Raw genomic sequence first — 20,005 nt, forward strand, 5'->3', positions numbered from 1 at the left:
CCGGTGCTCGACTATGTGCCCCAGCTCTACGGTATGGTGGCACGCTCCGGCTACTCCATCCGGCTGTTCGATGCGGTGGTCAAGGAGATTGAGCAGGAGTACCAGCACCCCTTGAGCACGGTCGATCCACTGGGTCGCCTCGCCAGTCGCAGCGGCGCGGCGATAATCGTGCACGACGAGGAGGACAGATTTGCCCCGCACGGCGATTCCTTGAGGGCCAGTCAGGATGGTCATACCCGGCTGGTGAGCACCCGGGGTCTGGGCCACGGTCGCATCCTCGCCAGCGCCCCGGTATTCGCCGCCTTCGATCAGCTGGCGCGGCCGGAAAATCCTCACCGCGCCCTTTGACATGGGGCCATGAAAAAACGGGCGAGCGCCCGTTTTTATATTTGATACAGCGCCTTATAGTTAACTTGTCAGTGGGAACATTCTTGTCAGAACACGATAAGGCGCCAGCATATGGCCAGACCCAATACAGCGTTGTTGCTCACCGGTGGCGGTGCTCGCGCCGCCTATCAGGTCGGCGCTCTCAAGGCGATTGCGGAGCTCTACCCGCGCAATCTCGGCATCCCTTTTCCCATCCTGTGTGGCACCTCGGCGGGGGCCATCAATGTCACCGCGCTGGCCTGCTACGCCTCCTGCTTCCATCTGGGGGTGCGCAAGCTGGAGTGGGTCTGGCGCCGTTTCGAGACTCACCACATCTTCGATTTTCACCCCGGCCGACTGCTGTGGCGGCTGATGTACGAGGGGTCGGCAGGGCTGATCAATCCCCACACCAACCACGCCTTTCACCTCTTTGACAACGCGCCGCTGCACCGCCTGCTGGATCAGCTCATCGACTATCACCGCATCGATGACAACATCCTCTACGGCAGTCTGGAGGCGCTGGCCATCACGGCGTCGGATTACGACGACGGTCTCTCCACCACCTTCTTTCAGGGGCGGGCTGACCACCATCCTTGGGAGCGGGCCAGACGTCGCGGGGTGCGCACCGTGCTTACATCTGAGCATCTGCTCGCCTCCTCGGCGCTCCCCTTTGTCTTTCCAGCCACCCGGATCGGAGAGAAGTTCTACGGCGACGGATCCATCCACCAGCTGAGCCCGCTCAGCCCCGCCATCCATCTGGGGGCGGAGCGGATCCTGCTGATCACCCTGGATCCGCCAGCGCACTCGGCGCCGACCCATCATCACGGTCATCTCACCAGCTCCAATATCGCCAGCCATCTGCTCGATACCGTCTTTACCGACACCCTCAACTCCGATCTGGAGCGGCTGTGGCGCATCAACCAGACTCTGGATCTGATCCCTGAGCGGGAGCGTAATCGCCTCAAGCTGAAACGAGTGGAGACCTGCGTGCTGAAACCGAGTCAGGATCTCGACACCATCGCACTGGCCTACCTGCGCAAACTGCCGCTAAAGTTGCGCCGGCTGTTGCGGGTGTTGGGCGTGAAGGGGGATGAGACCAGCAGTCTGGCCAGCTTTCTGATGTTCTATCCGGGTTATTGCCAACAGCTGATCAAGCTGGGCTATCAGGACACTCTGAGGGAGCGGGAGCGGGTCACCGCCTTCCTCGATATCGAAGGGCTGCCAAAAGAGCGGGAGTAAAGGGGGCTGCCGATGAGAGCAAGGGGACTCAGCGCCCCTCCAGCAAACGCTGCTCCGCCTGCTCCATCGCCACCACGGTACCAAACAGGATCAGTCGGTCACCGGCCGCCAGCACCAGCTCGGGTCTGGGCTCCAGACTCTGATCGCCGCGCTGCACCTCCTTGATCCGCACCTCATCGAGCGGCAGCTCGCGCACTTCACGGCCTACCGCCCACGCTTGATCGTGCAGCAACAGTGGATGGAGGCGTTCGAGCAGCTGATCCGCCTCCAGATTGCTGGCGCTCTGATCCCCCCAGTAGAAGCCGTGCAGGAAGCGATACTGACTGCTGCGCTCCAGCTCCATCCGGCGGATCACCCGACCGATAGGGATATCGCAATTGAGCAGCAGGTGGGAGACCAGCATCAGGGCCCCCTCTTGGGATTCAGGGATCACCTCAAACGCCCCCGCCTGCTTGTACTGCTCCAGAAAACTGTCATCCCGGGTACGCACCAGCACCTTGAGCTCCCCCGCCAGTTCGCGGATCAGTGCCAGCATCGCCTCCACCCGCTTGCGATCATCAAAGGTGATGATCACCAGCCGTGCCCGCAACAACCCGGCGGCCAGCAGAATATCGCGGCGGCTGGCGTCGCCGAAGGCCACCTGCTCCCCCGCCAGCTTGGCCTCGCTCACCCGCTCTGGGTCAAGATCGAGGGCCAGAAAGGGGATCTCCTCGATCTTGAGAAAGCGGGCACAGGTCTGCCCCGCCCGGCCAAAGCCGGCGATGATGACGTGCTGGTTTTTGCTCAGGCCCGACTGTGCCACCTCGGAGCGGGTCAGCAACGCAGGATCGGTGAGGCTGCGAGCCAGCGAATGGGCCTGGGTCACCAGCCAGGGAGTCATGGCGATGGAGATGATGCCGATGCCGATCAGCAGGGAGACCAGTTGCTGATCCAGCAGGCCGTGGTGCAGTGCCAGCGCCAGCAGCACAAAGCCGAACTCCCCCACCTGACTCAGCATGATGCCAGCGGCCATGCTGTCGCGCTTTCGCTCCCCCATCAGCCGCCCGGCCAGCAGCACCAGCAGGGATTTGCACAGCACCAGCAGCACCACGCAGATCAGCACCTGCCACCAAGCCCGCGCCACCAGCTCCCACTCCATGGCCATGCCGATGGTGATAAAGAAGAGCCCCATCAGCACATCGCGAAAGGGCTTGATGTCTACCTCAAGCTGATGACGGTAGTGGGACTCCCCCAGCATCATCCCCGCCAGAAACGCCCCCAGCGCCATCGACAGCCCCAGCGAATGGGTCATGTAGGCGGCCAGCAGCGCCACCAGCAGGGCACTCAGCACGAACAACTCGTCGGAGCGGGCTCGCGCCACCTCGTGAAACAGCAGCGGCAGCAACCACTTGCCCACCGCCAGCAGAGTGAAGAGAGCAAACAGCCCCTTGAGGGTGGCCCAGGCGATCTCGGCGGCCAGGGCGCTCCCCTGCACTTCCGGCTGGGCGAGGATCGGGATCATCACCAGCAGGGGCACAACCGCCAGATCCTGAAACAGCAGCACGCTCACCCCCAGCTGGGCGCGGCGGGTATGGAGCTGTTTCTGCTCGCCGAGCTGCTTGATCACCACAGCCGTCGAGGAGAGTGCCAACGTTCCCGCCACCACCAGCGACTGGGCCAGACCCAGCCCCCACCACCAGCCGATGGCGAAAAAGAGCAGTGACGTGAGCAGCACCTGCAACATCCCGACCCCCAGCACCAACCGGCGCATCGCCAGTAGTTTCGGCAGGGAGAACTCCAGCCCCAGCGAGAACATCAAAAAGACGATCCCCAGCTCGGCAATGGTCTGCATGATCGACTGACCGGTGATCACCGCCAGCCCGTGGGGGCCGAGCAAGACGCCGGCAATCAGGTAGGCGAGGATCACCGGCAAGCCGAGGCGCCGGAAAGTTGCCACCAGCAGCACGGCGGCGAACAGCAGGATCAACAGGTCGGTGTACAAATTTCCCTCTCCTTTTATCGACTTAAGCTTAGTCAGCCGATCTGGCGGGCAGGAAAGATATATTGGGCATGCCAATTGCAGGGAGGAGACAGTAGTCAGGTGTTACAGGTGGAAGACCATGGAAAATACGTCGTCACTTAATGGCTTTAGCCATGGCATCGAGCAGTGGGTTCGCCAGATGGAGCGGCTCACGCCGTTGCCCAGCGTTGAACGCAACCAGTTGCTCGAGCAGTTGTTGGGGCAGAGCGATCTCGGCGGTCTGCTGACAACTTTTGCCGATCGTGCGGCAAGAATTGTCAGGATCCACGGTCTCTACCTCGATTGTGGCCAGCCCCATGTGCTGATCCAGCACCCGCCGCTGGCCACCCTCAACCTGCACAACTATCCGTTCGAGCTGCGCGGTCAGCATGGCCAGCTGCTCGGCCAGCTCCACTACGAGCTGGAACACCCGCTGAGCGGCAGCCCGCAACGGGTACTGATGCAATACCATCAGCTGCTCTGCCTGCTGCTGCCCCTCTATCTGCGGCTGGAAAAACTGGATCAGCTGGTCCGGCTCGATCACCTGACCGGCCTTGGCAACCGCTCCTACTTTGACGAAGCCATCGGCCGCGCCATCGAGCAGCATAGCCGCGAGCCCCACGGACTGGTGCTGGTGCTGCTGGATCTCGATCGCTTCAAGCAGATCAATGACACTTGGGGTCATCCAGTGGGGGATCTGGTGCTTAGCCGCTTCGCCCAGCTGCTCAAGGGGTGCATCCGCAGCACGGATCAAGCCTTCCGGCTCGGGGGAGATGAATTTGCCCTGCTGCTGCAACCGGCCGAACCCGAGGCGTGGCGCCCGGTCTGGCTGCGACTGCAGCATATGTTGATGACCAACAAGGAGCTCAGCACCTTCTCGGTCGGATGCAGCCTTGGCGCCGCCAGCTGGCAATCCGGGGTCGATGTGCCGAGCCTCTACGAGGCGGCCGACAACCACCTCTATGCTCGCAAAAAAGCCGGCTCAGCCGGCCTTATCGAATAATCCCGAACTCTTCTTTGCTCCGGCACATGCACGCCATGTGACCGGAGCTTCTTTTTTTTGGGCTAACTCCCCCTTACACCGAGATCACCTCAAGCAAGATCCTGCTCGGGCAGAACCGGGGCTGTACCGCTTCCCTGCCAGTGGCAGACCAGACCAGTTCCCTCAGCCATAAAGCCGTCGCAGACAAAGAGCCCCACCACCGCCGCCACCTGCTCGCCATAGTAAAGGATGGGGATGCGCCCCCGCTGCCACGAAGGCACGCCATACTCCTGCAGCAGCTTCTTCATCCGCCGACTGCCGCTTCGCCCCACCGGTTTGAGGGGGATCCCGGGCGCCACCTGAAAACGCACCGAGAGCGGCTCATCCGCTCGGGGGGCACGCAGCAGCCCCTCGCCGTGCTCCGCCATGCGCACCACCAGCTCGCCCAACCCGTCCGGCAGGGTCAGCGGCTCACCCACGGTCAGCGGCAATACCTGATGACAGGGTTGCAGGTCAGGGCTCACCAGATAGAGCCGCTCCTGATAACGGCGACAGCTCTGGCGCCCCCAGTTGAGCTGGGGATTGGCATCGCCGCGCGCCAGCGCTACCTCCTGCCACAGCCGGGCAAGCTGCTCACGGGATGGCATCTCGCCCCCCTGCCGGCGGATCCAGTAGCGCAGCAGATTGTTGCGCCGGGTGGGTGAAAGGGCGTGCAGCGGACCGATATGGAGCGCCTCCCCCTCGCCCGCCAGCTGCCAGTCACTCTCGGCCAGCTCATCCAGCAGCGCCTCCTGCTCGGCGCACAGGGCCATGCTGCGCGCTGCGGTCTGGGCCATGGCGGGCCAGCGCGCCTTGAGCTGGGGGATAAGCGTCTGGCGCAAAAAGTTGCGGTCATAACTCACGTCCAGATTGCTCTCATCCTCCACCCAGCCAAAGGGGAGGCTCGCCGCCGCCTCTCCCAGCTCGGCGCGACTCATATCGAGCAGCGGGCGCAGCAACAGGCCGCCGGCAAAGGGCTGGCTTGGCAAGATCCCCGCCAGCCCGCGCAGACCGGCGCCGCGCTTGAGGGCCAGCAGCAGGGTTTCCAGCTGATCGTCCTGATGGTGGGCGGTGAGCAGCCACTCCCCCTCCCGCATCCGGGCAGTCAGCCGCTGGTAACGGGCGGTGCGCGCCTGCGCCTCCAGACTCTCGCCATTGCCACGGGCCAGAGTCACTCGCTCGACCAGCAGCTCCACCGCCAATTGCTGACACACGGCTTCACAATGAGCGACCCACTCATCGGCATGGGGACTGAGGCCGTGGTGCACGTGCAGGGCGCGAAGTGGCAGGCTGTGCTCGCAGGCATACTGCGCCGCCAGCACCAGCAGCAGGGTGGAGTCGAGGCCGCCACTGAAAGCCACCAGCAGACTGGTGGAACCTTCCGGCGCTGGCATAGTCAGACAAAAGCGAGAATAAAGATGAGAAATCATAGGCTTCCCCAAAACGGACCGGCCGATCTTAGCAGAGTCGGGCTTATCAAGCTGCAACCCTGCTGCTAGAGTGAGGCTCGCCCGCCCTCTCCACCAGGCTGGCCGCAAGGCGGTCGTATAACCGGTTGGAGCAAGGAAGATGGGCAGGGAAGCAAACAATCCGAATTGGAATCAAACAAGATGAACAATAAGAAAAGCTTACTGGCCGGCCTGATTGGACTGGCCCTGCTGGCTGGCTGCAGTCAGGTACCGCAAGACTCCCCCAAACACTCCGGGCTGGCGCTGGCCAATATGGACACCCAGGTCAAACCCGGCGATGACTTCTTCCGTTACGTCAATGGCAAGTGGCTCGCCACCGCCAAGATCCCCGACGATCGCCCCGCCGATGGCGCCTTCTACATGCTGCGGGACAAATCCCTCGCCGATGTGCGGGTGCTGGTCGAGGGGCTGGCCAAGCAGGAGGCTGCCACCGGCACGCCGACCCAGCAGATCCGCGATCTCTACGCCAGCTATCTGGATCAGGCAGGCCGTGACGCCAAGGGGCTCACCCCGCTGGCACCGGCGCTGGCCGATATCGACCGGATCGGTGATCAGGCAGCACTGGCCCGCGCCTTTGCCCAAAGTGGCCGCATGGGCGGCGGCGCGCCGTTTGGCATCTGGATCGACGCCGATGCCAAGTCCCCCGACCGCTATGCGGTCTACCTCTATCAAGGTGGACTGGGGCTGCCGGATCGGGACTACTACCTCAAGCAGGATACCGAGAGTCAGGCCCTGCGCCAGAAGTACCAGCAGCATATCGCCGCCATGCTGAGCCGCCTCGGTGAGTCTGACCCGAGCGGCAAGGCCAAACGGATTCTGGCCCTCGAAACCCGGCTCGCCACCATCCAGTGGGACAACGTCGCCCTGCGGGATCGGGAGAAGAACTACAACAAGCGCCCCGCCAGTGAACTGGCACGGCTCGCCCCTCATCTCGACTGGCAGGCTTATCTCAATGCCGCGGGCATTGCTGGCCAGCCGGAGCTCATCATCGGTCAGCCGACCTATCTGAGCGCGCTGGATCAGGTGATGGCCCAGACCCCCATCGCCGACTGGCAGGCCTACCTCAAGTGGCAACTGCTGACCGACTACGCACCCTATCTCGATAGCGAGACCGACCGGGCCAACTTTGCCTTCTACGGCACCACATTGAGCGGCACGCCCAAGCAGCGCGCCAGCTGGGAGCGGGCGCTGGGGGTGTTGAACGATCATCTGGGTGAAGCGGTCGGCCAGCTCTATGTGGCTCGCTACTTCCCGCCAGCGGCCAAGGAGCGGATGGAGCAGCTGGTGGAGAACCTGCGCACCGCCTACGGCCAGAGCATCAAGGAGCTCGACTGGATGTCGCCACAGACCAAAACCCAGGCGCTCGAGAAGCTGGCCAAGTTCCGACCCAAGATCGGCTATCCGGACAAGTGGAAGGATTACAGCGCCATCGCCATCAAACCGGACGATCTGGTAGGCAACCTGCAGCGCTCGCAAGCCTTCGAGTATGCCGACAATCTGGCTCGCCTCGGCAAGCCGGTCGATCGGGACGAGTGGCACATGTCGCCCCAGACGGTGAACGCCTACTACAACCCGAGCAACAACGAGATCGTCTTCCCGGCGGCCATTTTGCAGCCCCCCTTCTTCGACATGACAGCGGATGACGCAGTCAACTACGGCGCCATCGGCGGGGTGATCGGCCACGAAATGGGCCACGGTTTTGATGATCAGGGGGCCAAATCCGACGGTGATGGCATGATGCGCGACTGGTGGACGCCACAGGATCTCAAGGAGTTCCGCTTCCGCACCAGCCGGCTGGTGGCCCAGTACAACCGCTTCGAGCCCATCAACGGTCAGTTCGTCAACGGCCAGTTCACCCTGGGCGAGAACATCGGCGATCTGGGCGGCCTCACCATCGCCCACAAGGCCTACGAGCTGTCACTGGATGGCAAGGAGGCGCCGGTGCTGGACGGCTTCACCGGCGAGCAGCGCTTCTTCCTCGGCTGGGCGCAGGTGTGGAAAGGGATGTATCGTCCCGAGCTGATGCAGATGCTGCTGCGCTCCGACCCCCACTCGCCGCCCGAGTACCGGGTCAACGGCGTGGTGCCGAACATTCCCGCCTTCTACGAGGCATTCAACATCCAGCCGGGGGACAAGCTCTATCTGCCGCCCCAGAAACGGGTGAAGATCTGGTAATGCACGCCTCTTGTGAGGCATAACAGAGGGGCGGATGCCATGTGTCGGCACCGCCCCATCTCCATACGTTGACGTCAGTGAACGGCCCTGCCGCTCACCGCAGTAACAAGGGTAACGCCTATGAAAACCTTGCTGATGACACTCGGTCTGCTCACTCTGCCCTTGACCGGCCAGGCAGCGGAGAGCTTCTTCAAACAGCTGACACTCCCCTCCGGTCAGGTGATCACGGTGGCTGAAGGACGCGGTGAACCCGCCTCCATCGGCAGCTACGACGTGCGCCTCTACTCCGGCGCCAATCCCCAGTTCCCGCTGGATCAGTTCATCGACGGCAAGGTGCTGCCGCGCGATGGCTCCATCAAGGAGCTGAAATTGCTGGATCTCAACGGTGACAAGCAGCCCGAGCTGGTGGTCATCATGGAGAGCGCCGGCAGCGGCAGCTACCTGAGCGCCGACGCCTTTACCATCAGTGCGCAAGAGGGGCTCGACACCTTCAACCATGTCGAGGGACTCGGGCCCAAGGAGGATGTGATCGAGGCGCTCAAGGATCCCAAGGATTAAGGCGCGACTGCCCCCGTGCTTCAGAAATCGAAAAAGCCCTGACCAGCAGGGCTTTTTTGTATCCAGAATCGGCGACGCTTCTACTCAAGGCGAGTGGCCCGGGTACGCACCAGCGGCAACGCCATTTCGTGCTGGGCCGCCACCAGTTGCAGCTCGTAGGCCCCCGTCAACCAGGTACGAGCCAGCACCGCATCCACGCTGGCGTTGGTAAGTTCGAACGCCGCTACCGGGGTACAACCGGCCAGCAGATGGGCCAGCATGGTGGCGCTCAGCAGATCCCCCACCCCGATGGGGTGGCGGGCAAACGGGTAGAGCGGGCGGGAGAGGTGAAAGGTCCCCTCCTCACACACCAGCAGCATTTCGAAGCGGTCCATGGCAAAGCCGGCCTTGCCCAGATGCTTGACCATCACCAGCTTGCCCCCTTGCGCGCGCAGCTGCTGGCACGCCTCGATGGCCTCCGGCACATTGCGGATATCGCGGCCGGTGAGCTGTTCCAGCTCCAGCAGATTGGGGGCCAGCATATCGGCGCAGGCCAGTGCCCGGTGTTTCAGAAAATCGGCGACGCCGGGTGCCACTATGCACCCCTTGTCGGGGTGACCCATCACGGGATCACAAAAGTAGAGGGCGGCCGGATTGAGCGCCTTGAGCCGGGCCACCGCCGCCAGGATCTCCTCCCCCTGTTCGGCCGAGCCGAGGTAGCCGCTCAAGATCGCATCGCACTCGGCCAGCACACCGATCTCCGCCAGGCCGTTTACCAGCTGACGGATATGACCGCCGGGCATCACCATCCCCTGCCACCCCTCACTGTACTGGGTGTGGTTGGAGAACTGCACCGTATTCATCGGCCACACCTCGATGCCGAGGCGACGCATGGGAAAGACGGCGGCACTGTTGCCGGCACAGCCAAAGACCACATGGGATTGAATGGAGAGCACTCGCTTCATGGTTGGCGACTCACGCAAGAAAAGAGAAATTCCGGAGGGAAAAACGGGCCTTGCGGCCCGTTGTTGTCACTTTCGACTGTTGTCACTGTCGATTAACGCAGCACCTTGACGGTGTAGCTGCCATCGGCCTGACGATAGAGGCCGTGGATGTCGGTCTCGAAGCCCGGGTAATGGGCACCGATCTCGCACAGCATCTCGAGGAACTCGAGCACCGGCAGGGAATCCTGGGTCACCATCTCGCCCGGCAGAACCAGCGGAACTCCCGGCGGGTACGGCAGGATCATGTTGGCGCTGATGCGGTCAACCATGTCACGCAGCGGCACTTCCACCACGTTGCCGGCCAGCTCCTGCTGCCATGCAGCGTGCGGAGTCATCTTCATCTCCGGCAGTACGTCGAACGCCTTGAACATCAGCTCCGGCAGACGGTACTTGCTGGTCAGCTCGTGAATGCGCTGCGCCAGCTCCTGGATGCGCATCCCTTCGTAGAAGCTCGGGTCTTCACGATAGAGGCTCGGCAGGATGCTCTTGATGGTCAGGTTCAGATCGTAACCACGCTTGAACTCGGTCAGGGCGCGCAGCAGCTGCATCGCCTTGGACTGATCGATACCGATGGAGAAGAGGAACAGCATGTTGTAGGGGCCGGTCTTCTCGACCACGATGCCGCGCTCGTCCAGGAACTTGGAGACCAGAGAGGCAGGGATGCCCTTCTCCAGCAGCTGGCCGTCACGACCCATACCCGGAGTCAGCAGAGTGACCTTGATCGGATCCAGGTACATGTGGTTGTCATCAATGTCCTTGAAACCATGCCAGTCATCTTTCGGATCCAGCTTCCAGCACTCGACGGTGTCGATGTTGTCCGGCTGCCATACGTCGAAGAACCAGCCTTCGCTCTGATCACGCAGACGCTTGATCTCTTTGCGGAAGGAGATGGCGCGATCGATGGAGTCCTTGATCAGACGCTTGCCGGTGTTGCCACGCATCATGGCAGCAGAGATCTCGGTAGAGGCCACGATGCCGTACTGCGGCGAGGTGGAGGTGTGCATCATGAAGGCTTCGTTGAAGGTCTCTTCCTCCACGTCACCCTTGATGTGGATCATCGAGGCCTGGGAGAAGGCCGCCAGCAGCTTGTGGGTGGACTGGGTTTCGTAGAACACCTTGCCCGGCATCGCTTCACCGCTCATGCCGCACTTGCCTTCATAGATCGGGCTGAAGTTGGTGTAAGGCACCCAGGCACTGTCGAAGTGGATGTAAGGGGTATCCAGACTCTCCTTGATGAAGCCGGTGTTGTAGAGCAGGCCATCATAGGTGGAGTTGGTGACGACGGCGTAACGGGGAGCCTGGGCACCCGGCGTCGCAGCGACTTTGGCAGCGATGGTGTCGCGGCTGAATTCGCTCTGCGGGATACCGCCCAGAATGCCGTAGGCGTTACGGGTCGGACGGAAGTAGATCGGGGTCACGTCGTTCATCATCATCAGGTGAGTGAGCGACTTGTGGCAGTTGCGGTCAACCAGCACAGTGCTGCCAGCCGGCGCTGAGTACATGCCGACGATCTTGTTGGCAGTGGAGGTGCCGTTGGTGACGATATAGGAGCGATCGGCGTTGAAGGTACGTGCGATGTACTCTTCGGCTTCCTTGTGCGGACCTGAGTGATCCAGCAGGGAGCCCAGCTCCGGCATGGAGATGGAGACGTCAGCCTTGAACGCGTTCGGGCCGTAGAAGTCATAGAAGATGCTGCCGGCCGGGCTCATCTGGAAGGCGGTACCGCCCATGTGACCCGGAGTACAGAAGGTGTATTTACCCTCTTCCACGTACTTGAACAGCGCCTTGGTGAACGGCGGCAGGATGGCGTCCTGATACTCCTGAGTGGCCTGACCCATCTTGAGGGCGATGTCGTCAGCCATGCCGAGACGGTACTCGAAGAAGTGCACGTTCAGACGCAGGTCGGTCAGGTGAATGTCCAGGGTGGACTGGTCGTTGGCGAAGGCGAAGATCGGCAGCTTCTCGTTGCGATCGTGGATCTCCTTGCACAGGCCCAGAGAGTATTTGTCCCAGTCGAAGATGGCGCCGCAAACGCGGGGGTTCTTCTCGATCAGTTTCAGCAGGTCGGCCACATCGACCGGATAAACAACCTCGAAACCCTTGCGCTCGAGGGAGGCTTGCAGCTGGCGAATGGGTTCTTCTTTAAAGAAAACGCCCAGGTGGTTGAGGATGGCAATGATATTCATCGTAATGCTCCACACGTAAAGGGGCGCTCTCCATCAGGGATGGTGAGTGAAGAGCGCTCGGAAGATAAAAGGGGGAATTAGTTGCTGGGTTGTTCGTTCAGCAGGGCGTCGTGCTGACGCAGACCCTGTTTTTTGGCGTAGAACATCAGGATGATGAGCGACACCACGAAGGTAGCGGTGAGGTTGGAACCCTTGGCACCCATCAGGGCTACCAGACAGAAGACACAGGCCACACCGGAGAAGATCATGGCGCCGATGCTGCGGGAGGTCATGCCTTCAAAACGGATCAGGTTAATGCTGGAGTAGAAGTAGGGCAGCATGGTCAGCAGCACCGCATCTGTGGTCAGCACGTTGAAGAGATCGGCAGCGTGAGCGGACTGGGAGGTGAAGGCGGTCAGGCCAACCATCAGGGCAGTCATCTTCAGGGAGCCCAGGATCAGACCCTTCTTGGCCACGCCGTTCTTGTCCACTTCGCCGTAGATTTTCGGGAAGTTGCCATCGTTGGCGGCACGCTTGCCCGCCTCGCCTACCAGCATCATCCAGGAACCGAGCGAGGTGAAGCAGGCCAAAGCGGTGAAGGCAGAAACAAACGGCGCAGACCAGCTACCGAAGATGGCGGAAGAGGCCATGGCAAACGGGGCGCCGGAGGCAGCCACTTCACCGGCCGGGAACATGCCGCTGATCACCTGGGTAGAGAGGATGTAGATAACACCGGCGATACCGGTACCCAGCATGGTGGCGAGCGGTACGGTACGCTTCGGATTCTTCACCATGCCGGAAGAGACGGCGGCAGATTCAACACCGACGAAGGACCAGAGGCAGATCAGCACGGCGCTGATGACCGCATGCAGGTCGCTGCCGCTGGTGGTGTTCCAGTTCTGGCTGTATACGGTGGCATCAAAATGACCCCAACCCATCACCGCAGTACCGACAACCGGCAGCAGGATCAGCACCAGACCCAGAGTACAGAGTCGGCTCACCCAGCTACCGCCAAGCAGGTTGACGAAGGTGAAGATCCAGACGGCAGCGATGGTGGCTGCGGCGGCCGGGATCGGGCTGTTGAGAATGGGGAAGAAGACCGAGAGGTAGGAGACGCCGGTAATGGCGATGGCCAGGTTACCGATCCAGTTGGCGTGGTAATAAAGCACACCGGTCTGGAAACCGAACACCGGAGAGATCTCGCCAGCGTAAGCAATGGGGCCACCCTCTTGCGGGTTCTTGGTAGCAAGGCGGGCGAAAACGAAGGCGAGGCCCATGGCGCCTACCAGACAGATTGCCCAGCTAAAGACAGAGATGGAGCCGATGGTGGCCAGTGCCGAAGGCAGCAGCGCGATGCCACTCCCCATCATGTTGCCGGCCACCACACCTGTACAGGCGATAAGGCCAATCTTCTTGCTCGTATCTAGGGACATAAGATCTCCGGTTCTATAAAAGGTCGGGTCGTCACATACACATTTGGCGGAACGCCCCGCCAAAGAATGGGCACAGACTAGGCCTCTCATCCCCGGAAAACATAAAGACCAGCTAACGGATAAAAATATGAGGCAACTTTTTTCGCCGCCTCGTCGCTTTTGATAAAAACCATTTAAAAACAGTCAATTGACATCACATCACACAGCCGTCTTGATAAAACCTTGATATCCGGCCAACCCGTTTTTGCCCCTTGATAACCCCCTTATCTCGCCGTCTTGATATTTTTGGCCAGATAAACCCGGGATAAAGCAGCTCCCAATGCGCCCACTCCCCTTGTAACCATCCGAACGCCCTGCTGACCATCACCCTGAAGGCCGCTCACCTCCTGTTCGGCCCTTCGCTCGGCTCATCACAATCCAAACTCAGAGGTAAAGCGCAACGGCGATAACCGGTAAGCAATGAGAAATGGGTCGAGACAGACAGCTTATCCCGCCGCCAACAATGAGCAGATGTCACAAGCTGCGCGCGGCGTAAAGCCGAACAAACGCGAATGCCGCGAATGCCGCGTGCAAGGCAAAGGCAAGTGGGGATAGTGGGGAGCTGCGGGGGATAAATCGGGCCGCGCCAGAGCGACTATCCCCGGTGGCAAAGAAGCAGGATTGAGACAAGCAGAAACAGCACAGGCCGCCCGAAGGCAGCCTGTGGATGGGGCCGGCAACCGGCGCCGACCGGGGGAAACCAACACTGTGGTGTTAGAAGAGCTTCACCTTGCTCTGACCCAACGCATTGAACAGAGCCGGGGTGAGGCTCTCCATATTGCTGTAGAAACCGAGCTGCTGGCAGAGCAGATAGGTCTGCTCGGTCGCCTCCATCAGGAAGGCCTGACTGTAGGCATCCCCCGCCGCCTCGGGGCGACCGTCCAGCTCCGCCAGCTTGCCCTGCAGTATGTAGTAGAGCACCGATCGGCCGCGACTCGCCGCCTTCTCCAGCAGATAGTTGGCCTGCTGTTGCTGGCCGTTGAGGATCGCCTGCAGGGTCAACGCCTCCCACACCCGGGCTGGCAGGGCGCCGCTGTTTTGCACCACGCTGGCGAGATGGGTGCCAATCCCCTGCAGTCGCTCGCTCTCGGATTTGCCCGCCAAAGTGGCCAGCGCCTCTCCAGCCAGATAGCGCTCCGCCAGCAGCAGCGGCTGATCCGGATGGGCAATCAGCGCCTGCTCCAGCAGATCGATGCCGCGCTTGAGGGCGACCGGATCCCGGCTGTTGATGTAGTACTGCGCCTCCATCATCGCCATCAGGGAGGCATCATCGGTCGGCCAGCCCATCCCCGGCTCGGCATCGGGTTGGTCGAGGGCGCGCAGCAGATCCTGGCTGCTCGCCTGCAACACGCCGTGCACACTGTGGCGACTGAGCTGGTACTGATGGCTGAACAGCACCCGGTTGGTATTGATATTGCGATACTCCAGATCGAGATAGGTGCCGCGGGGCTGGCGGGTGACCCGCACACTCAGCTCCTTGCCGGGCATGATGCCCCCCATCAGAGTGGTGGCGCCGTACTGCACCCGTAGCGGCGTAGCCACCGCCACCTCCCCCATCAGGGCTCGGGTAATGCCATCGGCGAGGCGCACGTTCTCGTTGTTGTCATCCATGCCGGAGTGAAAGCGGAACACCAGCAGATTGGGATCCAGCATGGAGTGTACCTGGGGGCTGGTGTGCTGGTAGCTGAGCATGCTGACAATGGCGATCAGCACGATGGCCACGAAGATATCGAAACTCACCATCTTCCAGCGGCTGCGGGCATCCTTGGCATGGGTAGAGATGGCGCGGGTCAGGGGCCCGGCGGGAAAAGGGGCGACATTGGGCTGTGCATCATCATCCTGAAGAGCCGCGGGCGGGCTCAGATCGGATAGAGTCGGGTTGTCGGAGAGAGTGGTATTGACCGCGGGCGCGGGCTGCTCGTCCGCCATCACCACGGATACCACCTGCAGCGGCCGCACCGGTGCCACCAGCTTGTAGCCGCGCTTGGGTACGGTGACGATATAGTCGGTCGCATCGGTGCGACCATCTTTGAGGATCTTGCGCAGTTCGAAGATGGACTGGGTCACCACCTGATCGGTCACCTCGGCGCCATCCCACACCTCGTTGATCAGGGCATCGCGGCCAAACACGGTGCCGGCATTATGGGCCAGAAACCGCAACAGATTGACCAGTCTGGGTTCGAGGTAGACCTCGCGGTCGGGGCGACACAGCATGTTGTCGTCAACGCTCAGGGTCCAGTCGTGGATCTCAAAAACCGATTCGCTCATGATTCACTCGCTGCAGATGGAGACAATGCACGATGAGAGAGACGCAAAACCCGGACTGACTGAACGGAACAGGATGCTGTCACGAGGTGACAGATGAAAGAGAACCGAAGCAATAAAATCTCTGTGAGCCAGTCTGGCCAGGCCATCCTGCTAGCGTCTGAAGGGCATCCTTGCGGGCATTCCGACTAACGGGATCGGAAAAAAGCACTTTAAGCAAAACGGGAGCTGGATCCCACTTTTTTTGGCTATAAATCGCCGTTGAGTTGATCCGACCCCGCATTTTTCAGCAAATAGCGTGCCAATGAGTGCTCATATGAACACCCCATCTATCTGAATCAAAAAAGCCCTGAACATCAGGGCTTTCTCATTTCTTCGACCATCGGGGAGACGTTACTTCGCTACCGGAAGCGCATCCTGCTGACGACTGCGGCGCAGATGACGCCGCCACAACGAGAAGCCGCCGTAGCCAAGACTCAGCACCACCGCATAGAGCACCTGAGAGGAGAGCGCCACCAGCACCAGGGCGCAGAGCAGCACGCTCACCCCCGCCAGCCCCTTGCCCACACCGCCAAGCAGACGCCAGCCCGCCGCCATGCAGAGCAGGTAGACCAGCACGAAGTTGCCGTTGGCGTAGCGGATCAGCTCATCGAGCGGCAGTCGCAGCCAGATGATCAGGGTGATGCAGAGCAGACAGATAGCGAGCACCAGACCGAGTGCCCGCAGCGGCGCGCCGCGCGCGGTGAGTACGGCCAGCGAGGGGGGCAACTTGCCTTCCCGCGCCATGCTCCAGATCAGCCGGGCAAAGCCCTGAATGTAGATATTGATGCTGGCAAAGCAGGAGAGGTAGCCGAGCACCGCCACCAGCCACTTGGCGGTGGGGCCGAACAACAGCGCCAGCAGGGAGGGGATGGCGGTGGCGTTTTTCGCCTCATCGCCGTAGAGGCCATATTTGAGCACCACCAGCGAGTGGATCCAGTAGATAAGCCCCGCCAGCAGCACACCGCCGAGCAGGGCAATGGGGTAGTCCCGCTCCGGCCGCTTGAACTCCTCCCCCATATGGGCGAAGGCTTCCAGCCCGACGAAACACCAGAACATCACCGCCAGCGCGGTGGCCATGGCAGGCCACTCGTCCGTTGTCGGCAGCGGCCGGGCCGCATCGCGCCAGCTCACCTCCCCCTTGAACCAGATAAGCAGGGTGAGCCCCAAAATGGCGAGCGCGATCAGCAGTTGCAGATTGCCGGAGGAGCGCGCCCCGCGCAGCCCCAGCAGAAAGACCCCGAGCAGGGTCAGCAGCTGGATGGCCCAGAGGATCCACTCCCCCATCTCGAACAGGGCATGCCAGAAGCCGGCGGCAATCATCAGGGCGGCAGGCAGCCCCACCGGCAGCACAGCCAGAAACAGGAAGGCGGAGAAGCGCTCGGCGCCGTTGCCAAAAGCGAGGCCGATCAGGTGCGGCGCGCCGCCCGCATGGGGATAGCGACGGCCGAGGCGAGCGAAGGTAAAGGCGATGGGCAGCACCAGCGCAATCAGCAGCAACCAGGCCCAGAGCGAGGCCCCCCCCGCCAGCGAGGCGGCAGTCGCCGGTACCACGAAGATCCCGGTGCCGAGCAGCGAGGTGGCGAGCAGCCCCATCCCCTGCCAGAGCCCGAGATCCTTTTTCAACCCAGACATATCCTTTTGTCCCGACTAGAAAAACATCCCGCCATGTTAGGCCTGCTCCGCCCCTTTGTTAAGCACGATGATTAAGCGCGGCTGCGAGAATATGCAGCCTTTTATTCAGGCTCGGGCCCAGCTTGCAGGGATTCGGCCAGAAAATCCCCCAGCAGGGTGATCTTGAGCACCTGCCGCCGCGCCGCCGGATAGATGAAGTAGAGGGTCTTGGCCGGGCTCTGATAGCGGCCAAGCAGCGGCAGCAGACGCCCCGCAGCGATATGCTCACGCACCTGTTCGGCTGGCTGCAAGGTGATGCCAGCCCCCGAGAGCGCAGCCGTCAATAAGGCTGGCCAGTGATTGATGCGCAGGCGCGAGGCGACCCGCACCTCCTCGCTCTGGCCATCCTCCCCGACAAACTGCCAACGCTCGTGCTCCCCCCAGTTGCCGTGCAGGCACTGGTGGCGAGCGAGATCGGCCGGATGACGGGGTACGCCGTGGCGATTGAGGTAGTCGGGGGCCGCGCAGAGCCGGTAGTGCTGGGTCAGCAACGGACGGGCGATCAGCGCCTCATCCTGCGGGCGCAGGGTGCGGATGGCGGCATCGAATCCCTCCTCCACCAGATCGACCCAGCGCGGGGTGAGCTGCAGATCCAGATCCAGCTTGGGGTAGCGGTCAAGAAAAGCGGGCAGCAGCGGCACCAGCCGGTGGTGGCCAAAACTGAGGGGAGCGGCGATGCGCAGCCGTCCGGCCGGCTCGGCCAGCAGGTTCTGGGTGAGCGACTCGGTCAGTGCCAGCTCCTCCAGCACCCGCTGGCAGCGAGCGAGAAACAGCTGGCCCAGTTCGGTGAGGCTCTGCTGGCGGGTGGTCTTGTGAAACAGCTTGCCCCCCAGCCACTGCTCCAGTCCCAGCACATGCTTGCCCACCATCTGGGCGCTGATCCCCTCTTCGCTCGCCACCGCGCTGTAGGAGCCGAGAGCCACCCCCCGGGTGAAGATTCGCATGCTGGTCAATCGGTCCACAACCCCTCCTTTTTGCCCGTTTCAAGGCCGTTTGTCCCGCGACCAGGGCCCCAATTCACAACCAAAAGTTTAGTAAGAAATGGATTTTAGCCAATTTATTCAACTTTTAGTTACCAATACAGTGATGCCGTCCCTTCCCCACAGGATAAATTCCCATGAAAAGCACCTATCTGGCCGCATTACTGGTCGGTCTGCTGGCCAGCGGCGCCAGTCAGGCTGCCGAGAGCAGCTTTATCAGCAACCACGATCATGCCCCTGCCTCAGCAACTCAAGCCCGGCCCGATATCTTTCGGGTCAGCCTGCTCGGCACCGGCACCCCGGTGCCCCAGATCAGCCGCGGCGGCTACAGCACCCTGGTCGAGGCGGGCAACCAGAAGCTGGTGTTCGATTTTGGCCGCAACTCCGCCACCCGGTTGTGGCAACTGCATATCCCCATCGGCCGGGTCAACGCCTTCTTCCTCACCCACTTCCACTCGGATCACACCAACGGGCTGGCGGATCTCTGGCTGACCGGCTGGCTGCAACCGGCCTATGGCCAGCGCCATGCACCGATGGAGCTTTACGGGCCCAAGGGCACCGATGCCCTGGCTCACGGCCTGCAGCAGGCCTACGCCACCGATATCGCCACCCGGGTCAAGGATGAGGGGACGCCGCTGGACGGGGTGAAGATCAACAGCCACGAGGTGACTGCCGGGGTGGTCTACGACCGGGATGGGGTCAAGGTGACCGCCTTTGACAACGACCACGGGGTCAACATCAAGCCGTCGTTTGGCTATCGCATCGACTACCACGGCCACAGCGTGGTGCTCTCCGGCGATACCCGCTACAGCCCGCAGGTGGTGAAAGAGGCCAAGGGAGCCGATCTGCTGGTGCACTGCGTCTCCATGACCTCGGCCGAGCAGATGAAGGCCAACCCGGGCTACAAGGCGATCGCCGGGCACCTCGCCTCCCCCGAGCAGGCCGCCCGCGTGCTGAACGAAGCCAGACCGGCCCTGACCGTGTTCAGCCACATCGGACTCAACGGCAAGATCAGGGTCAAAGATCTGGCGCAGGATCTGCGTGCCCGCTACACAGGTCCCTTCGTCATCGGCAATGACCTGATGCAGATTGATCTGCCCACCACGGCCTCCGGCAAGGGCTACGCCCTCTGGCAGTCGGAAAATATCGACAATGCCCAATCTGAATCCCGGCCATAAAAAAGCCGCCTCTTGCGAGGCGGCTTCTTCATTCAACTTGGTAACCGGAGTTATCAGGCAATCAGCTTGTAGATGATACCGGACATGGCGATCAGGCCGATGATGGTCACGAAGCCGTTGCTGATGTTGCCAGCGTATTTGCGCATGGCCGGAACCTTGGTGATGGCGTACATCGGCATCAGGAACAGCAGCATTGCGATGATCGGGCCGCCCAGGTCTTCAATCATGCCGAGGATGCTCGGGTTGATGGTGGCGATGGCCCAGGTGGTCAGGATCATGAACACGGCAGTGACTTTGTTCAGTTGCTTGGTGTCAACGTTCTTGCCCTTCTCGCGCAGCGCCTTGGCCATCAGGCCGTTCATGCCCTCTTGCGCACCCAGGTAGTGACCCAGGAAGGATTTGCTGATGGCAACCATGGCGAT

The 20,005-nt window shown here is 61.7% G+C and carries 13 protein-coding genes and 2 pseudogenes; 6 read left to right on the top strand and 9 right to left on the bottom strand.

Going from position 1 to position 20,005, the window contains the following annotated elements; genetic code table 11:
* Together G5358_RS14525 and G5358_RS14530 are read left to right on the top strand one after the other, a co-directional pair.
* Positions 1-348 (top strand): annotated as a pseudogene (locus tag G5358_RS14525) (alpha/beta hydrolase); the annotation flags it as partial.
* A 111-nt stretch (positions 349-459) separates the two neighbouring features.
* Entirely contained in the window at positions 460-1,605 is a 1,146-nt protein-coding gene (locus G5358_RS14530; protein ID WP_100654300.1) for a patatin-like phospholipase family protein, read from the top strand.
* A 28-nt stretch (positions 1,606-1,633) separates the two neighbouring features.
* Here G5358_RS14530 and G5358_RS14535 read toward each other — a convergent pair whose 3' ends face one another.
* A complete protein-coding gene (locus tag G5358_RS14535) occupies positions 1,634-3,586 on the bottom strand; it encodes a monovalent cation:proton antiporter family protein (protein ID WP_042055216.1) in 1,953 nt (650 codons plus the stop codon).
* A 118-nt stretch (positions 3,587-3,704) separates the two neighbouring features.
* Between G5358_RS14535 and G5358_RS14540 the strand changes: the two genes are divergently transcribed.
* On the top strand, positions 3,705-4,607 hold the full coding sequence (locus tag G5358_RS14540; protein ID WP_421324320.1) for a GGDEF domain-containing protein: 903 nt from the start codon (positions 3,705-3,707) through the stop codon (positions 4,605-4,607).
* An 89-nt stretch (positions 4,608-4,696) separates the two neighbouring features.
* Here G5358_RS14540 and tilS read toward each other — a convergent pair whose 3' ends face one another.
* Positions 4,697-6,055 (bottom strand): tRNA lysidine(34) synthetase TilS, encoded by a 1,359-nt coding sequence (tilS, locus tag G5358_RS14545; RefSeq protein WP_216953078.1) that lies wholly within the window; start codon positions 6,053-6,055, stop codon positions 4,697-4,699.
* A 180-nt stretch (positions 6,056-6,235) separates the two neighbouring features.
* Between tilS and G5358_RS14550 the strand changes: the two genes are divergently transcribed.
* Both G5358_RS14550 and G5358_RS14555 read left to right on the top strand, forming a co-directional pair.
* Positions 6,236-8,269 carry a M13 family metallopeptidase gene (locus G5358_RS14550; protein WP_216953077.1) on the top strand — a complete coding sequence of 678 codons (2,034 nt, stop codon included), beginning with the start codon at positions 6,236-6,238 and terminating at the stop codon, positions 8,267-8,269.
* 120 nt (positions 8,270-8,389) lie between these two features.
* Complete coding sequence (locus G5358_RS14555; protein WP_005347855.1) at positions 8,390-8,827, top strand: PliI family lysozyme inhibitor of I-type lysozyme; 438 nt, start codon at positions 8,390-8,392, stop codon at positions 8,825-8,827.
* 80 nt (positions 8,828-8,907) lie between these two features.
* Here G5358_RS14555 and pdxY read toward each other — a convergent pair whose 3' ends face one another.
* The 6 genes from pdxY to G5358_RS14585 form a co-directional block, all read right to left on the bottom strand.
* A complete protein-coding gene (pdxY, locus tag G5358_RS14560; protein ID WP_421324322.1) occupies positions 8,908-9,771 on the bottom strand; it encodes a pyridoxal kinase PdxY in 864 nt (287 codons plus the stop codon).
* Between the two features lie 92 nt (positions 9,772-9,863).
* Positions 9,864-11,996 (bottom strand): lysine decarboxylase CadA, encoded by a 2,133-nt coding sequence (locus G5358_RS14565; RefSeq protein ID WP_005349824.1) that lies wholly within the window; start codon positions 11,994-11,996, stop codon positions 9,864-9,866.
* A gap of 77 nt (positions 11,997-12,073) precedes the next feature.
* Entirely contained in the window at positions 12,074-13,408 is a 1,335-nt protein-coding gene (cadB, locus tag G5358_RS14570) for a cadaverine/lysine antiporter (RefSeq protein WP_005347861.1), read from the bottom strand.
* 753 nt (positions 13,409-14,161) lie between these two features.
* Positions 14,162-15,715, bottom strand: a complete 1,554-nt coding sequence (cadC, locus tag G5358_RS14575; RefSeq protein WP_421324324.1) for a lysine decarboxylation/transport transcriptional activator CadC — start codon at positions 15,713-15,715, stop codon at positions 14,162-14,164.
* Positions 15,716-16,105: 390 nt separating this feature from the next.
* Positions 16,106-17,386, bottom strand: coding sequence for an L-methionine/branched-chain amino acid transporter (gene yjeH, locus G5358_RS14580; RefSeq protein WP_421324326.1), 1,281 nt, complete (start codon positions 17,384-17,386; stop codon positions 16,106-16,108).
* 101 nt (positions 17,387-17,487) lie between these two features.
* Entirely contained in the window at positions 17,488-18,387 is a 900-nt protein-coding gene (locus G5358_RS14585; protein ID WP_421324327.1) for a LysR family transcriptional regulator, read from the bottom strand.
* Positions 18,388-18,542: 155 nt separating this feature from the next.
* Here G5358_RS14585 and G5358_RS14590 point away from each other — a divergent pair, with 155 nt between their 5' ends.
* Positions 18,543-19,583, top strand: coding sequence for an MBL fold metallo-hydrolase (locus G5358_RS14590; protein ID WP_421324328.1), 1,041 nt, complete (start codon positions 18,543-18,545; stop codon positions 19,581-19,583).
* Positions 19,584-19,636: 53 nt separating this feature from the next.
* Here the strand turns inward: G5358_RS14590 and G5358_RS14595 are convergent.
* Positions 19,637-20,005 (bottom strand): annotated as a pseudogene (locus G5358_RS14595) (HAAAP family serine/threonine permease); the annotation flags it as partial.

Origin of the sequence: Aeromonas sp. 604176, assembly GCF_049170755.1 — a bacterium.
GTDB classification, from domain to species: Bacteria; Pseudomonadota; Gammaproteobacteria; order Enterobacterales; family Aeromonadaceae; genus Aeromonas; species Aeromonas veronii_A.

Coding starts and splice junctions, on each gene's coding strand:
- G5358_RS14530 (WP_100654300.1), top strand. CDS start 460: ATGGCCAGACCCAATACAGCGTTGTTGCTCACCGGTGGCGGTGCTCGC.
- G5358_RS14540 (WP_421324320.1), top strand. CDS start 3,705: ATGGAAAATACGTCGTCACTTAATGGCTTTAGCCATGGCATCGAGCAG.
- tilS (WP_216953078.1), bottom strand. CDS start 6,055: ATGATTTCTCATCTTTATTCTCGCTTTTGTCTGACTATGCCAGCGCCG.
- G5358_RS14550 (WP_216953077.1), top strand. CDS start 6,236: ATGAACAATAAGAAAAGCTTACTGGCCGGCCTGATTGGACTGGCCCTG.
- G5358_RS14555 (WP_005347855.1), top strand. CDS start 8,390: ATGAAAACCTTGCTGATGACACTCGGTCTGCTCACTCTGCCCTTGACC.
- pdxY (WP_421324322.1), bottom strand. CDS start 9,771: ATGAAGCGAGTGCTCTCCATTCAATCCCATGTGGTCTTTGGCTGTGCC.
- G5358_RS14565 (WP_005349824.1), bottom strand. CDS start 11,996: ATGAATATCATTGCCATCCTCAACCACCTGGGCGTTTTCTTTAAAGAA.
- cadB (WP_005347861.1), bottom strand. CDS start 13,408: ATGTCCCTAGATACGAGCAAGAAGATTGGCCTTATCGCCTGTACAGGT.
- cadC (WP_421324324.1), bottom strand. CDS start 15,715: ATGAGCGAATCGGTTTTTGAGATCCACGACTGGACCCTGAGCGTTGAC.
- yjeH (WP_421324326.1), bottom strand. CDS start 17,386: ATGTCTGGGTTGAAAAAGGATCTCGGGCTCTGGCAGGGGATGGGGCTG.
- G5358_RS14590 (WP_421324328.1), top strand. CDS start 18,543: ATGAAAAGCACCTATCTGGCCGCATTACTGGTCGGTCTGCTGGCCAGC.